Origin of the sequence: Cellulomonas timonensis (genome assembly GCF_900046455.1) — a bacterium.
Lineage (GTDB): Bacteria > Actinomycetota > Actinomycetes > Actinomycetales > Cellulomonadaceae > Cellulomonas_A > Cellulomonas_A timonensis.
The window spans coordinates 170,538-184,044 of the sequence record NZ_FCOT01000008.1; the positions used below are offsets into that span (position 1 = coordinate 170,538).

The 13,507-nt window shown below is 73.5% G+C and carries 11 protein-coding genes; 8 read left to right on the top strand and 3 right to left on the bottom strand.

Annotated features, from left to right (window positions below):
* Window positions 1-106 precede the first annotated feature (106 nt).
* Window positions 107-1,330: an ABC transporter substrate-binding protein gene (locus BN3788_RS01315; protein WP_066582036.1), complete on the top strand. Its 1,224-nt coding sequence runs from the start codon at window positions 107-109 to the stop codon at window positions 1,328-1,330.
* Between the two features lie 31 nt (window positions 1,331-1,361).
* On the opposite strand, the gene gabT is transcribed toward BN3788_RS01315, so the two are convergent.
* Entirely contained in the window at window positions 1,362-2,714 is a 1,353-nt protein-coding gene (gene gabT, locus BN3788_RS01320; RefSeq protein ID WP_066582038.1) for a 4-aminobutyrate--2-oxoglutarate transaminase, read from the bottom strand.
* 136 nt (window positions 2,715-2,850) lie between these two features.
* Between gabT and BN3788_RS01325 the strand changes: the two genes are divergently transcribed.
* Window positions 2,851-3,750: a GNAT family N-acetyltransferase gene (locus BN3788_RS01325; RefSeq protein WP_066582040.1), complete on the top strand. Its 900-nt coding sequence runs from the start codon at window positions 2,851-2,853 to the stop codon at window positions 3,748-3,750.
* A 53-nt stretch (window positions 3,751-3,803) separates the two neighbouring features.
* Here the strand turns inward: BN3788_RS01325 and BN3788_RS01330 are convergent, their stop codons facing one another.
* The gene (locus BN3788_RS01330) at window positions 3,804-4,697 is read right to left on the bottom strand and encodes an Fpg/Nei family DNA glycosylase (RefSeq protein WP_066582042.1); all 894 of its coding nucleotides are present in this window, start codon (window positions 4,695-4,697) and stop codon (window positions 3,804-3,806) included.
* Between the two features lie 107 nt (window positions 4,698-4,804).
* Between BN3788_RS01330 and BN3788_RS01335 the strand changes: the two genes are divergently transcribed.
* The gene (locus tag BN3788_RS01335) at window positions 4,805-6,610 is read left to right on the top strand and encodes a proline--tRNA ligase (protein WP_066582043.1); all 1,806 of its coding nucleotides are present in this window, start codon (window positions 4,805-4,807) and stop codon (window positions 6,608-6,610) included.
* A gap of 83 nt (window positions 6,611-6,693) precedes the next feature.
* Here the strand turns inward: BN3788_RS01335 and BN3788_RS01340 are convergent, their stop codons facing one another.
* A complete protein-coding gene (locus BN3788_RS01340) occupies window positions 6,694-7,722 on the bottom strand; it encodes a DUF4439 domain-containing protein (RefSeq protein WP_066582044.1) in 1,029 nt (342 codons plus the stop codon).
* Window positions 7,723-7,900: 178 nt separating this feature from the next.
* On the opposite strand from BN3788_RS01340, the gene BN3788_RS01345 reads away from it, so the two are divergent.
* From BN3788_RS01345 to rbfA, 5 genes are all read left to right on the top strand, one after another.
* Complete coding sequence (locus tag BN3788_RS01345; RefSeq protein WP_234346417.1) at window positions 7,901-8,431, top strand: ribosome maturation factor RimP; 531 nt, start codon at window positions 7,901-7,903, stop codon at window positions 8,429-8,431.
* Window position 8,432: 1 nt separating this feature from the next.
* Window positions 8,433-9,512 carry a transcription termination factor NusA gene (gene nusA / locus BN3788_RS01350; protein ID WP_066582046.1) on the top strand — a complete coding sequence of 360 codons (1,080 nt, stop codon included), beginning with the start codon at window positions 8,433-8,435 and terminating at the stop codon, window positions 9,510-9,512.
* 50 nt (window positions 9,513-9,562) lie between these two features.
* The gene (locus BN3788_RS01355) at window positions 9,563-9,904 is read left to right on the top strand and encodes a YlxR family protein (RefSeq protein WP_082812496.1); all 342 of its coding nucleotides are present in this window, start codon (window positions 9,563-9,565) and stop codon (window positions 9,902-9,904) included.
* Between the two features lie 134 nt (window positions 9,905-10,038).
* Window positions 10,039-12,936 (top strand): translation initiation factor IF-2, encoded by a 2,898-nt coding sequence (gene infB, locus BN3788_RS01360; RefSeq protein ID WP_066582050.1) that lies wholly within the window; start codon window positions 10,039-10,041, stop codon window positions 12,934-12,936.
* Between the two features lie 94 nt (window positions 12,937-13,030).
* On the top strand, window positions 13,031-13,483 hold the full coding sequence (gene rbfA / locus BN3788_RS01365) for a 30S ribosome-binding factor RbfA (protein WP_066582051.1): 453 nt from the start codon (window positions 13,031-13,033) through the stop codon (window positions 13,481-13,483).
* Window positions 13,484-13,507 lie beyond the last annotated feature (24 nt).

Below are 13,507 nucleotides of genomic sequence, written 5' to 3' on the forward strand. Positions count from 1 at the left end.
GTGACATGTTTTGCCACTATCCACGGGGGAATCGGCCGCGCGTCGCGTGGGCCAGCCCCGTCCGTCTCCGGCGCGCCGCCCGGGCCTGCCGGCCGAGAGGAGTCTGATGACCCCCCGTCGTCGTCCGCCGATCACCGACCCCAGGGTGCGCGAGCTTGTCCGCGCCGCCCGCACACCCCGTGGGAGCGCCCTCTCCCGGCGGTCCTTCCTGCTCGGCACCCTGGGCGCCGCCGGAGTGGGAGCGCTCCTCGCCGCCTGCGGCAGCGAGGGCGAGGACGTCGTGGGAGTGGTCGACCGCTCCACCGAGGAGCGCCTGGTGCGGTGGGCCAACTGGCCCATTTACGTCGACCAGGACGAGAGCGGCGCCTCGCCGACGATCAGCGCCTTCGAGGACCTCTCCGGCATCCGGGTGGACTACGCGGAGGCGATCGAGGACAACGAGTCGTTCTACGCCTCGGTGCAGGAGCGCCTGCTGGCGGGCGCCGACATCGGCTACGACGTCGTCACGGTGACGGACTACCTCGCCGCGCGGCTCATCCGGCTCGGCTACGCGCAGAACCTGGACCGGACGCGGATCCCGAACGCGGACAACCTGCTGCCCAGCCTCAAGGGCGTCGACTTCGACTTCGGCCGGACCCGCTCGCTCACCTGGCAGTCGGGCTTCGCGGGCATCGCCTGGGACAAGCAGGCCGTCCCGAAGGGGCTGCGCACCGTCTCCGACCTGTGGGACCCCGACCTCGCGGGGGGAGTCCAGCTCCTCTCGGAGATGCGCGACACGATGGGCCTGCTGATGCTCGAGGAGGGCGTCGACCCGTCCGGCACGTGGAGCAACGACGAGTTCTACCAGGCGCTCGAGGTCATGCGGGAGAAGGTCAGCAGCGGCCACGTGCGCGAGGTCGCGGGCAACTCCTACGCCGACGCGCTGGTGGCGGGGGAGGCCGTCGCCGTGTTCGCGTGGTCTGGCGACATCACCGCGCTCAACTTCGAGCATGGCGACCGCTTCGAGTTCGCCATCCCGGAGGCCGGGGGGACCTTGTGGAGCGACAACCTCCTGGTGCCGGTCGGCTCGACGCACCGGTCGAACGCCGAGGACCTCTTCGACTACTACTACCAGCCCGAGGTGGCGGCCCAGGTGGCCGCGTGGGTCAACTACATCACCCCTGTGGAAGGCGCCCAGGAGGCGATGGTCGCGATCGATCCGGAGCTCGCCGAGAATCCGATGATCTTCCCGGACGACGAGACGCTGCGACGCGTCAGCGTGTTCCGCACGCTCGAGCCCGACGAGGACGAGCGCTTCAGCAACGAGTTCTTCGCGGCGGCGGGCCTCTGACGGCGCCATCGCCCGGCCCGGCGTGTCCGCCTCAAACGGGCAGGGCGCGCAGTGCGGCGGCCAGCACGTCCAGCGCGTCGTCGAGCAACCGGGCGTCGATCACCAGCGGCGGGAGCAGTCGCACGACGTTGCCCCAGGTGCCGCATGTGAGCACGAGCACGCCCGACGCCGCGCAGTCCCGCGCGACTTGTGCGGCTGCCGCGCGGTCGGGCTCGAGCGAGCCGGGCCGCACGAGCTCGAGGGCGAGCATCGCGCCACGCCCGCGCAGCTCGGCCACGGCGGGGTGCTCGGCGACCACCTCGCGCAGCCGGTCGCGCACCTGCGACTCGATCGCGCGGGCGGCTGCGGCCAGGTCCTGGCCCTCATAGAGCGCCATGGACGCGAGGGCCGCCGCGCATGCCACGGGGTTGCCGCCGAAGGTGCCGCCGAGCCCGCCGGGGTGGACCGCGTCCATGAGGTCGGCGCGTCCGGTGACGGCGCCCAGCGGCAGGCCTCCGCCGATGCCCTTCGCCAGCGCGAGCAGGTCGGGCACGATCCCCTCGTGGTCGCTGGCGAACATGGCGCCGGTCCGCGCGAAGCCCGTCTGGACCTCGTCGGCGACGAGGACGATCCCCTGCGCCCGCGCCCAGGCGGCCAGTCCGGAGAGGAACCCCGGCGCGGGGGTGATGAAGCCGCCCTCGCCCAGGATCGGCTCGACGACGAGCGCGGCGACCTGGTCGGCGCCCACCTGGCGCTCGGCCACGTCGATGGCGCGCGCCGCGGCCTGGGGCCCGGTCATGCCGGCCGGGTCGCGCAGGGGGTAGGACGCCGGGACCCGGTAGACCTCGCCCGCGAACGGGCCGAAGCCGGTCTTGTAGGGCATGGCGCGCGCGGTCATCGCCATCGTGAGGTTGGTGCGGCCGTGGTAAGCGTGGTCGAGCACGAGGACGGCGTCTCGGCCGGTCGCGCGGCGGGCGACCTTGACGGCGTTCTCGACGGCCTCGGCGCCGGAGCTGACCAGCACCGAGCGCTTGTCGTGGGCGCCGGGCGTGAGCCGGGCCAGCGTCTCGCACACGGCCACGTACTCCTCGTAGGGGCTGACCATGAAGCAGGTGTGCGTGAAATCGGCTGCCTGCGCCGTGACTGCCGCCACGACCTCGGGGCTGCTGGCCCCGACCGAGGTCACCGCGATGCCCGATCCCAAGTCGACGAGGCGGTTGCCGTCGACGTCCTCGATGATCGCGCCGTCCGCGCGGGCCACGTACACCGGCAGCGCGGAGGACACCCCGGCCGCCACGGAGGCGGCACGCCGTTCCGCGAGCGCCCGGGATCGCGGTCCCGGGATCGGGGTGACGAGCGATCGGGACTGCTCCAGCGGTCCGAGGCCTGCGGATGTCGTGGTCATGATCGGACGCTAGTGCTGGCCTGCTCTGTGTGGAAGCCCTGGAGAACGATATTCGTGGAGGATTCCGGCAATCGGCGATGAGTCAGCGGGGCGCGGCAAGGAGCCCTGGGCCGTCGTGTGGGGCAGAATCCCCTTCATGGGACGTTGGCGCGGGACTGCCGTGGACGGCCGGGCCGGAGGGCGCCTGCTCGAGGACGTCGACGTCGCCCGGGCCCTCGCCGTCTGCGCCGTCGACCCGGTCGCCTCGATCCTGGCCACCGCGCGCATCGAGGCCGCTGCCCGGACGGGTCTGCGCGGCGCCGGTGGACAGCTCTGGGGCTATGAGCCCGACGGTGTGCTCACGGCCGTGTGCTGGGCGGGGGCGAACCTGGTGCCGGTGGTGCCTGACCGCGACCCCCGGGCGCTGGACGCGTTCGCCGCTCTCGGCCGGACACAGGGCCGGCGCGCGTCGTCCATCGTCGGCGAGGCGTCCGCGGTGCTCGGCCTGTGGGACCGGTTGGCCGAGTCGTGGCCCCGTGCCCGCGAGGTGCGCGCCGACCAGCCGTCGTTCGTGATCGACCGCGCCCCGGATGTGCTGCCCGATCCGGAGGTGCGGCGCACGACGCCCGCCGACTACGAGGTCGTGCTGCCCGCCTGCGTGCGCATGTTCGTCGAGGAGGTCGGGTACTCGCCGGTCTCCGGGAGCGGCACGGGCCCGTATGAGACGCGGGTGCGCACGCTCATCGCCGAGGGGTGGTCGTTCGCCCGGTTCGAGCGCGGACCGGGTCCGGGCGGACGGCCTGGCGGCGTCGTCTTCAAGGCCGAGCTCGGCGCCGTCGCGGGGGGTGTGGCACAGGTGCAGGGCGTGTGGGTCACACCTGGGCGGCGCGGCGAGGGGCTGTCCAAGGCGGGGATGGCGGCGGTCGTCGAGGCGGCCCGCCGGGACATCGCGCCAGTGGTGTCGTTGTACGCGAACCACTACAACACGCGCGCCCTTGCCACCTACCGAGCGGTCGGGTTTGAGCAGGTCGGCACGTACGCGACGGTGCTCTTCTAGAGACGGTGCTCTTTCTAGCGACGGCGCGCTTCGAGGCCGGCGATGCCCACCGCTCAGCGCAGCAGCCGCGACATCCGGCGGTCCGCGAGCACCTGCCCGCCCGTCTGGCACGTCGGGCAGTACTGCAATGACGAGTCGGCGAACGACACCTCCCGCACCGTGTCCCCGCACGGCACGCCGTCAGCGCCCGGGCACGGCAGCCCGGTGCGGCCGTGCACGCGCATCCCGCGCCGCTTGGCGTCCTTGAGCTCGGCGGCGGGCTGCCCAGCTGCGGCGCCCACCGCCTCGGTCAGCACGTCCACCACCGCACGGTGCAGCGCGGCCGTGCGCTCGGCGTTGAAGGACTGCGTGGGGGCGAAAGGGCTGGTGCGGGCGGCGTGCAGGATCTCGTCGGAGTAGGCGTTGCCGATCCCGGCGATCGTCCCCTGGTCGCGCAGCAGGCCCTTGACCCGTTGGTTGCGCGCCGCGAGCAACTCGCCGAGGCGCTCGGCCGTGAACTCCGGCGACAACGGCTCCACGCCGAGGGTCGCGATCGCGGGCACGGACTCGGGGTCGTCCACCACGTGCACCGCGAGCCGCTTGCGGGTGCCCGCCTCGGTCAGGTCGAACCCGGCGCCGTCGTCCAGCCGCACTCGCAGCGCGATGGGGGAGCGGCCCGGGCGGATGGTCGTGCCGGGAACATGCTCGTACCAGCGGAGCCAGCCAGCCCGCGCCAAGTGCGTCACGAGATGCAGGGGGGTGCTTCCGTCGCCGGCGGCCAGTGTCGCGTCGAGCCACTTGCCGTGCCGCGCCACGTCCTCGACCCGCCGCCCGACGAGCGCGTCGGGCCCGGGGGAGAACGTCTTCAGGGCGCTGATCGCACCGACCTCGACGCCGGTGATCGTGCGGCCGCCGGCCCGCGCGCGCAGGAACGCCGCCAACGCGTCGACCTCCGGCAGCTCGGGCATGGGCCCATCGTCGCGCCTGGCGCCCACATCTCGCACGGGGTGCGGCCGCCGCGTCGCCTGCGGGCGGACGGCGCAGGACGCCCATGTCGCGGCACTAGGCTCAGCGCATGCTGCTTCGCCTCTCCACGCTCTTCGTCCGCACCCTGCGCGAGGACCCGGCCGACGCCGAGGTCGCGAGCCACCGGCTCCTCGTCCGCGCCGGCTACATCCGCCGCGCCGCCCCCGGCATCTACACCTGGCTGCCGCTCGGCCTGCGTGTGCTGGCGAAGGTGGAGCAGGTGGTCCGCGAGGAGATGGACGCCGCCGGCGCGCAGGAGGTCCACTTCCCGGCACTGCTCCCCAAGGAGCCCTACGAGGCCACCGGCCGCTGGGCCGAGTACGGCCCCAACATCTTCCGGCTCAAGGACCGCAAGGGCGGGGACTACCTGCTGGCGCCCACGCACGAGGAGATGTTCACGCTCCTGGTCAAGGACCTGTACTCGTCCTACAAGGACCTGCCGCTCGCGCTCTACCAGATCCAGACCAAGTACCGCGACGAGGCCCGCCCCCGCGCCGGCCTGATCCGCGGGCGCGAGTTCATCATGAAGGACGCCTACTCCTTCGACCTCGACGACGCCGGCCTGGAGGCCTCCTACCAGCGCCAGCGCGACGCGTACCAGCGCATCTTCAACCGATTGGGCCTGGAGCACGTCATCGTCGCCGCGACGTCCGGGGCGATGGGCGGCTCGCGCAGCGAGGAGTTCCTGCACCCGACGGCCATCGGCGAGGACACGTTCGTGCGCTCGCCCGGCGGCTACGCGGCCAACGTCGAGGCCGTCACGACTGTGGTCCCCGAGGCGATCCCGTACGACGGCGCCCCCGCCGCGCACGTCGAGGACACCCCCGACACCCCCACCATCGACACCCTCGTCGCGCTGGCCAATGAGCGCTTCCCGCGTGCCGAGGGCGAGTGGACGGCCGCTGACACCCTCAAGAACGTGGTGCTCGCACTCGTGCAGCCCACCGGCGAGCGCGAGCTCGTGGTGATCGGGCTGCCCGGCGACCGCGAGGTCGACCTCAAGCGCCTCGAGGCCGCTGTGGCCCCCGCCGAGGTGGAGCCCGCCGTCGACGCCGACTTCGCCACGCACCCCGAGCTCGTCAAGGGCTACATCGGGCCGTCGGTGCTCGGCCCCAACGCCGGCGTCGACGAGGACGGCCGCTCGCTGGGCGTCCGCTACCTCCTCGACCCGCGCGTCGTGCCCGGCACGCGGTGGATCACCGGCGCGAACGAGCCCGGCCGCCACGTCTTCGACCTCGTCGCCGGCCGGGACTTCACCGCCGACGGCACAGTCGAGGCCGCCGAGGTCCGCGCGGGCGACCCCGCCCCCGACGGCTCCGGCCCGCTCGAGCTGGCGCGCGGCATCGAGATCGGCCACATCTTCGCCCTCGGCCGCAAGTACGCGCAGGCGCTCGGCCTGACGGTGCTGGACCAGAACGGCAAGGCGCAGGTCGTCACGATGGGCTCCTACGGCATCGGCGTCACCCGTGTCCTGGCGGCCCTCGCCGAGGCCAACCACGACGACAAGGGCCTGGCCTGGCCTGCCGGGGTCGCCCCCGCGCACGTGCACGTCGTCGCCACCGGCAAGGACGCCGCCGTCTTCGCGGCCGCCGAGGAGCTCGCGTCGACCCTGTCCGCGCGCGGCGTCGAGGTGATCTACGACGACCGTCCCAAGGTGTCGCCGGGCGTCAAGTTCGCCGACGCCGAGCTCTTCGGGGTGCCGTTGGTCGTGGTGGTCGGCCGTGGCCTCGCCGACGGTGTGGTCGAGGTGCGACCGCGCGTCGCCGGCCCGGACGGCCCGGCCGCCGAGCAGGTGCCCGTCGAGCAGGCGGCCGATCGCGTCGTGGAGCTGGTGGACGGCCTGCTCGCCCGCTGACAGCCCCGCATCGCCGCGCTGAGCGCCCGCCGACCAGGAGCCGGCGGGCGCTCAGCCGTCGGTGCGCTCAGCCGTCGCCGGGCTCAGCCCAGGGCGACCGGCGCGGCCTGCTCCGGCAGTCCCGGGAACGCGGCCGGCTCGGCGCCCCAGGCGGCGGCGTCAGCGGTGGCCTGCCGCAGCGCGTCCACGGCCGAGGCCCGGGTCCCGGCGGCCGCCTCCGCGACGAGGTTCGCGTACCCCGCGGCCAGCGAGGCCTCGATGGCGCGGGCCAGCTCCACGGCGACGGCGGGGTCGTCGAGTCCTGCGGGCAGCGCGTAGGCCGTCCGGCGCGGATCCGACCCGGAGGAGACGAGGCCTGAGGCGTCAGCCCACACCTGCGCCCGCGCGCGGTGCTGCGCGGCCCGGCCCTGCGCGTCGGCGCGCTGCGCGTCCGCCAGCTTCGCGGCGATCACCTCGAACGCGTACCCGGCCTCGTCCTCCGCGAGGACGAGCGCGGACAGCACGGGGAGGTCGACGGCCCCCGGCGTCGGCGCAGGGTCGAACGTGGGTGCGACGCCGGTCGGGGCGTCGACGCCTAGTGCGGCGGCGAGCCGGACGGCGAGGTCCGCGCGGGCGGCCGACACTGACGCGAGCAGGCGTGCGAGCGCGCCCGAGGCGGCGCTGTCCGCATCGCTGCGGGCTGTGAGGGCTGTCACCCCGAGCAGTGCGAGCACCTCGCCCGGCAGGACGATGGGCGGCGCCGAGGACGCCGTCTCGGGGAGGGTCCCGTCGGCGTCCAGGCCTGAGACGTACACCCCGCCGAGCTGCTCGCCGTGCAGGTCCGAGAACGCCGCCACCGATCCGAGGACCTGCGCGATCGCGTCGTCGTCCGCTGCGGGGCCGAGCGCGGCGAGCCGCGCGTGCTCGGCCAGCATCGCGGAGTCGTCGACCGTGCGGCTGCGCGCCAGCTCGGCGGCGTCGGGCTGCGGCGCCTGCGGTGCGGGGGTCTCGAGCCGCAGGTCGCACCCCGTCAGGAGCATCGCGACGGCCAGCACCGCGACGACGAGCCGCCGCGTGCCGGTGAGACGGCTCGCGGCGGGGCGCGGAGGCGGGGTGTGGCGGGTCGCGGTCATCGCGGTGATCCTGCCATGCCGGCGCCACCGTCCGGCAGGCGTGCGCGGACTCGTTACGCTGGACCCCTCACAACAACACAGGGTCGACACCACGCAGGTGACCCGCTGGAGCCGACAGGAGGCGATCATGCCCGCGCCAGCAACAGCGCAACGGGTCCGGGACGTCGTGGAACCACTCGTGAGTGCCGCAGGCCTCGTGCTCGAAGAGGTCGAGGTGGTCGGGGCCGGCAAGACGTCGGTCGTCCGGATCCTGGTCGACCTCGAGGAGGACGCCGAGGGCGGCCTCGACCTCGAGGACGTCGCCGAGGTCTCGCAGGCGATCTCGACGGCACTGGACGACGCCGCCGCTGTGGGCGGCGAGCACACGCTCGAGGTGTCGAGCCCGGGGATCGGGCGCGCGCTCACCGAGCGGCGCCACTTCACCCGTGCCCGCGGCCGGATGATGACGCTCACCCGCACGGACGGCTCGACGCTGCGTGGACGGCTCGATGACGTGGACCGCTCGGCGCCGGACGCCGCCGTGCTGGTCCTCACACCCGAGACCCCGGGTGTGAAGGGGCGCCCGCCCAAGGTGGGGGCCCCGGTCCGCGTGCCGCTCGCGGCGGTGCGCGAAGGCAGGGTCGAGGTGGAGATGGGACGGCTCGCCGAGGTGTCCGACGACGAGGACGACGACGCGCAGGACGCGACGTCGGCAGGACAGGAGAGCTGACGTGGACATCGACATGAATGCGCTGAGGATGCTGGAGCGCGAGCGCGACATCAGCCTGGGCGTGCTGGTCTCGGCGATCGAGCAGGCACTGCTCTCCGCCTATCACCGCACGCCCGGCGCGCAGTCCGTCGCCCGGGTCGAGCTGGACCAGGCGACCGGGCACGTGACCGTGTGGGCGCGCGAGGAGATCACCCCGAAGGCGCCCGAGGGCGAGGCCGAGGGTGAGGGCGAGGCGCCGCCGCAGGCGGTGGTGCTGGGCCCCGAGTTCGACGACACCCCGGCCGGGTTCGGGCGGATCGCCACGGCGACGGCACGCCAGGTCATCGTGCAGCGGCTGCGCGACGCGGAGGACGACCAGGTGCTCGGCGCCTTCCGCGGCAAGGAGGGCGAGGTGCTCGGCGGCGTCATCCAGCAGGGCCGCGACCCGCGCGTGGTGCTGGTGGAGGTGCGTGGCACCGAGGCGGTGCTGCCCGCCCACGAGCAGGTCCCCACCGAGGAGTACGTGCACGGCGAGCGCTTGCGCGCGCTGGTGCTCGACGTCTCCCGTGGGGCGAAGGGCCCGCAGATCACGCTGTCGCGGACCCACCCGAACCTGGTCCGCCAGCTCTTCGCGCTGGAGGTCCCCGAGGTGGCGGACGGCTCGGTGGAGATCATGGCCATCGCCCGTGAGGCAGGCCACCGCACGAAGATGGCGGTGCGGACCCGGGTGCAGGGGCTCAACGCGAAGGGCGCCTGCATCGGCCCGATGGGGGCGCGGGTGCGCGCGGTCATGTCCGAGCTGCACGGCGAGAAGATCGACATCGTCGACTACTCCGACGACCCGGCCGAGATGGTCGCGCATGCGCTGTCGCCCGCCCGTGTGCTCTCCGTCACTGTCGTCGACCCAGTCGCCCGCGCGGCGCGGGTGATCGTGCCGGACTACCAGCTGTCGCTGGCGATCGGCAAGGAGGGCCAGAACGCGCGGCTGGCGGCCAAGCTGACCGGCTGGCGCATCGACATCCGCTCCGACGCCGCCGAGGCCGCAGCCGCAGACCAGGACGACGCGACGGGTCAGGGTGCAGGCTCCGGTCACAGCCGGTGACGCGGCGCGGTAGACTCTCCGAGGCTGGGCCGGACGCCCGGCTCTCCTCCATGAGCCATCAGAGCTCCGCCACGTCGAGTGGCGGCGGCCCGGTGCGCACGTGTGTGGGGTGCCGGTCGGCCGACCTGAGGTCGGTCCTGATGAGGACGGTCGTCCAGGCGGACGGCGCGGGGAACCCTGTGCTGGTCGTCGACGTCGACCGGCGTCTTCCGGGCCGGGGGGCGTGGCTGCACTCCGATCCTCGTTGCCTCGAGCTCGCCGAACGGCGTCGTGCGTTCCCGCGGGCCCTGCGTGTCGCAGGGCCGTTGGACGTCGGGCCGGTGCGGGCGCACCTCGAGGCCGCAGGGCATGACCAGCATCACCAGCTCCTGGGCCCGAGCCCGGAAGCGTAGAACCGTCGACATGGGAAGCGGGTTTGAGAAGCCGATGGCTGCCCGATGAGCACGCACCGATGAGTACCCAGCGATGAGTACCCAGCACTAACGACGGTCCGACCCTGTCTTGGGCGGACCGAGACAGGAGAGATGTGGCTAAGGTCCGCGTCTACGAGCTCGCCAAAGAGCTCGGAGTGGAAAGCAAGACCATCATGACCAAGCTGGGCGAGCTCGGAGAGTTCGTCCGCTCGGCGTCCTCGACGATCGAGCCCCCGGTCGTGCGCAAACTGCGCGACCTCTACCCCGTGGGGGAGAAGGCTGCCGCGCCGAAGGCGCCCCGTCCGTCGGCCCCCGCCCCGGCTCCGGCTGCTCCGGCCGCCGCGTCGGCCGCACCGGCCGCCCCGGCATCTGCCCCGGCTCCGGCTGCTCCCGCGCCGGCTGCTCCCGCCCCGGCTCCGGCTGCCCCCGCTCCGGCGGCGGCCAAGCCTGCCGCGGCTCCGGCTCCCGCGCCTGCTGCGGCTCCGGCCGAGCGCCCGGCGGCGGCTGCCGCTCCGGCACGTCCGCAGGCGGCGGCGCCCGGCGCCCGCCCCGGCCCGCGTCCGGCGCCTGCCGCTCCGGCCCGCTCCGGCGGCCCGCGTCCCGGCAACAACCCGTTCGCGCCGTCGCAGGGCATGCCCCGCGGCGGCCAGGACCGTCCCGACCGCCAGGGTGGCGGCGGCCAGGGTGGACCCCGCCCCGGCGGCCCGCGTCCCGGCAACAACCCGTTCGCGCCCTCGCAGGGCATGCCGCGTCCGGGTGAGCGTCGCAACGACAACGCCGCCCCGGCGGCATCCGGCGCGCCGGCCGGCACGGGTGAGCGCTCCGGCGGTCCCCGCCCCGGTGGCCCGCGCCCGAACCCCGGCATGATGCCGGGCCGCAGCTCGAGCGGCGTGAGCCGCCCGGGTGAGCGCCCGAGCCCCGGTGGCCGCCCTGGTGGCGGTCGTCCGGGCGGTGGCGGCGGCTTCGCCGGTCGCCCCGGCGGTCCCGGTGGCCCCGGCGGCGCCCCCGGCGGTGGCGGCGGCTTCGCCGGCCGTCCCGGCGGCGGTGGCCGTCCGGGTGGCGCCGGTCGTGGCAGCACCCAGGGCGCGTTCGGCCGTGCAGGAGGGCGCCCCGTCCGTGGGCGCAAGTCCAAGCGGGCGAAGCGCCAGGAGTTCGAGCAGATGCAGGCCCCCTCGCTGGGTGGCGTGCAGGTCCCGCGCGGCAACGGCAAGACGGTTGTCCGCCTGCGTCACGGCTCCTCGCTGAACGACTTCGCGGACAAGATCGACGCGAACCCCGCCAGCCTGGTCACGGTGCTGTTCCACCTCGGTGAGATGGCGACCGCGACGCAGTCGCTCGACGAGGACACGTTCAGCACGCTCGCCCAGGAGCTCGGCTACGTCATCGAGATGGTCTCGGCCGAGGAGGAGGACCGCGAGCTGCTCGGGGCCTTCGACATCGACCTGGACGCCGAGCTGGCCGAGGAGGGCGACGACGAGCTCCGTCCGCGCCCGCCGGTCGTCACCGTCATGGGTCACGTCGACCACGGCAAGACCAAGCTCCTCGACGCGATCCGTCGCACGGACGTCGTCGCCGGTGAGGCGGGTGGCATCACCCAGCACATCGGCGCCTACCAGGTGCGCGCCGAGCACGAGGGCGTGGACCGCGCCATCACGTTCATCGACACCCCGGGCCACGAGGCGTTCACCGCCATGCGTGCCCGTGGCGCGCAGGTCACCGACATCGCGATCCTCGTGGTCGCTGCCGATGACGGCGTGATGCCGCAGACGATCGAGGCGCTCAACCACGCCCAGGCGGCCGGTGTGCCGATCGTCGTGGCCGTGAACAAGGTGGACAAGGAGGCGGCCAACCCCGCCAAGATCCGCCAGCAGCTCACCGAGTACAACCTCGTGGCCGAGGAGTACGGCGGCGACACGATGTTCGTCGACGTCTCCGCGAAGCAGAACCTGGGCATCGACCAGCTGCTCGAGGCCGTGCTGCTCACGGCGGACGCCTCGCTCGACCTGCGGGCCAACCCCGACAAGGACGCGCGTGGCGTGGCCATCGAGGCGAACCTGGACAAGGGCCGCGGCGCCGTCGCGACAGTCCTGGTCCAGTCCGGCACGCTGCACGTCGGCGACGCGATCGTCGCCGGCACGGCGCACGGCCGTGTCCGGGCGATGTTCGACGAGCACGGCAACGCGCTGACCGAGGCGGGGCCGGCACGTCCGGTCATGGTCCTCGGCCTCGCGTCGGTGCCGAGCGCCGGCGACACGTTCCTGGTGGCCCCTGACGAGCGCACCGCCCGTCAGATCGCCGAGAAGCGCGAGTCCGCCGAGCGTGCCGCCCTCCTGGCCAAGCGTCGCAAGCGCATCAGCCTCGAGGACTTCACGCAGGCGCTGCAGCAGGGCAAGGTCGAGACCCTCAACCTGGTCCTCAAGGGCGACGTCTCCGGCGCTGTCGAGGCGCTGGAGGACGCGCTGCTCAAGATCGACGTCGGCGAGGGCGTGGACCTGCGGGTCATCCACCGCGGCGTCGGCGCGATCACCCAGAACGACGTCAACCTCGCGACCGTGGACAACGCGGTCATCGTCGGGTTCAACGTCAAGTTCGGGGAGCGTGTCGAGGAGCTCGCCGAGCGCGAGGGTGTGGACGTCCGGTTCTACTCGGTCATCTACCAGGCGATCGACGACGTCGAGGCGGCCCTCAAGGGCATGCTCAAGCCGGAGTACGAGGAGGCGCAGCTCGGCACCGCGGAGGTGCGCGAGGTGTTCCGCTCCTCGAAGTTCGGCAACATCGCCGGTTCGCTGGTCCGCTCCGGGGAGATCCGGCGCAACACCAAGGCCCGCGTGCTGCGCAACGGCAAGGTCGTGGGGGACAACCTCACGGTCGAGTCGCTCAAGCGGTTCCGTGACGACGCGACCGAGGTCCGCGAGGGTTACGAGTGCGGTATCGGGCTCGGCTCCTTCAACGACATCGAGATCGGCGACGTCATCGAGACGTGGGAGATGCGCGAGAAGCCTCGCAAGTAGCTGACAGCTGTCAGGTGGCCCGTGCCCTCGGGTGCGGGCCACCTGGCGTCTGCGGACAACATGCCCTCGTGGAGGGCGAGAAGGGCTGGGCATCATGGCTGACCATGGCCGCGCGAGGAAGCTCGCGGAACGGATCCAGCAGATCGTCGCGCAGATGCTCGACACGCGGGTCAAGGACCCGCGGCTGGGATTCGTCACCATCACGGACGTCCGGGTGACGGGCGACCTGCAGAGTGCGAGCGTGTTCTACACGGTCTACGGCGACGACGAGGCCCGTGCCGGCACGGCCGCGGCGCTCGAGAGTGCCAAGGGGCTCATCCGCTCCGAGGTGGGCAAGCAGACGGGCATCCGGCTGACGCCGACGCTCGAGTTCCACCTGGACGCCGTCCCCGAGACAGCCGCGCACCTGGACGCCGCGCTGCACGAGGCGGCGCGCCGGGACGCGGAGGTGGCGGCGCTGGCCGCGGCCGCGCAGTACGCCGGCGATGCGGACCCGTACCGCAAGCCGGTGGACGAGGACTCCGAGGACGAGGAGTCGCAGGCCTGACCTGCGGCTCGTCCCTCGCATGAC

Bases quoted from the DNA above. Each gene is read 5' to 3' on its own strand.
- BN3788_RS01315 (WP_066582036.1), top strand. From the start codon at position 107: ATGACCCCCCGTCGTCGTCCGCCGATCACCGACCCCAGGGTGCGCGAG.
- gabT (WP_066582038.1), bottom strand. From the start codon at position 2,714: ATGACCACGACATCCGCAGGCCTCGGACCGCTGGAGCAGTCCCGATCG.
- BN3788_RS01325 (WP_066582040.1), top strand. From the start codon at position 2,851: ATGGGACGTTGGCGCGGGACTGCCGTGGACGGCCGGGCCGGAGGGCGC.
- BN3788_RS01330 (WP_066582042.1), bottom strand. From the start codon at position 4,697: ATGCCCGAGCTGCCGGAGGTCGACGCGTTGGCGGCGTTCCTGCGCGCG.
- BN3788_RS01335 (WP_066582043.1), top strand. From the start codon at position 4,805: ATGCTGCTTCGCCTCTCCACGCTCTTCGTCCGCACCCTGCGCGAGGAC.
- BN3788_RS01340 (WP_066582044.1), bottom strand. From the start codon at position 7,722: ATGACCGCGACCCGCCACACCCCGCCTCCGCGCCCCGCCGCGAGCCGT.
- BN3788_RS01355 (WP_082812496.1), top strand. From the start codon at position 9,563: ATGAGCCATCAGAGCTCCGCCACGTCGAGTGGCGGCGGCCCGGTGCGC.
- rbfA (WP_066582051.1), top strand. From the start codon at position 13,031: ATGGCTGACCATGGCCGCGCGAGGAAGCTCGCGGAACGGATCCAGCAG.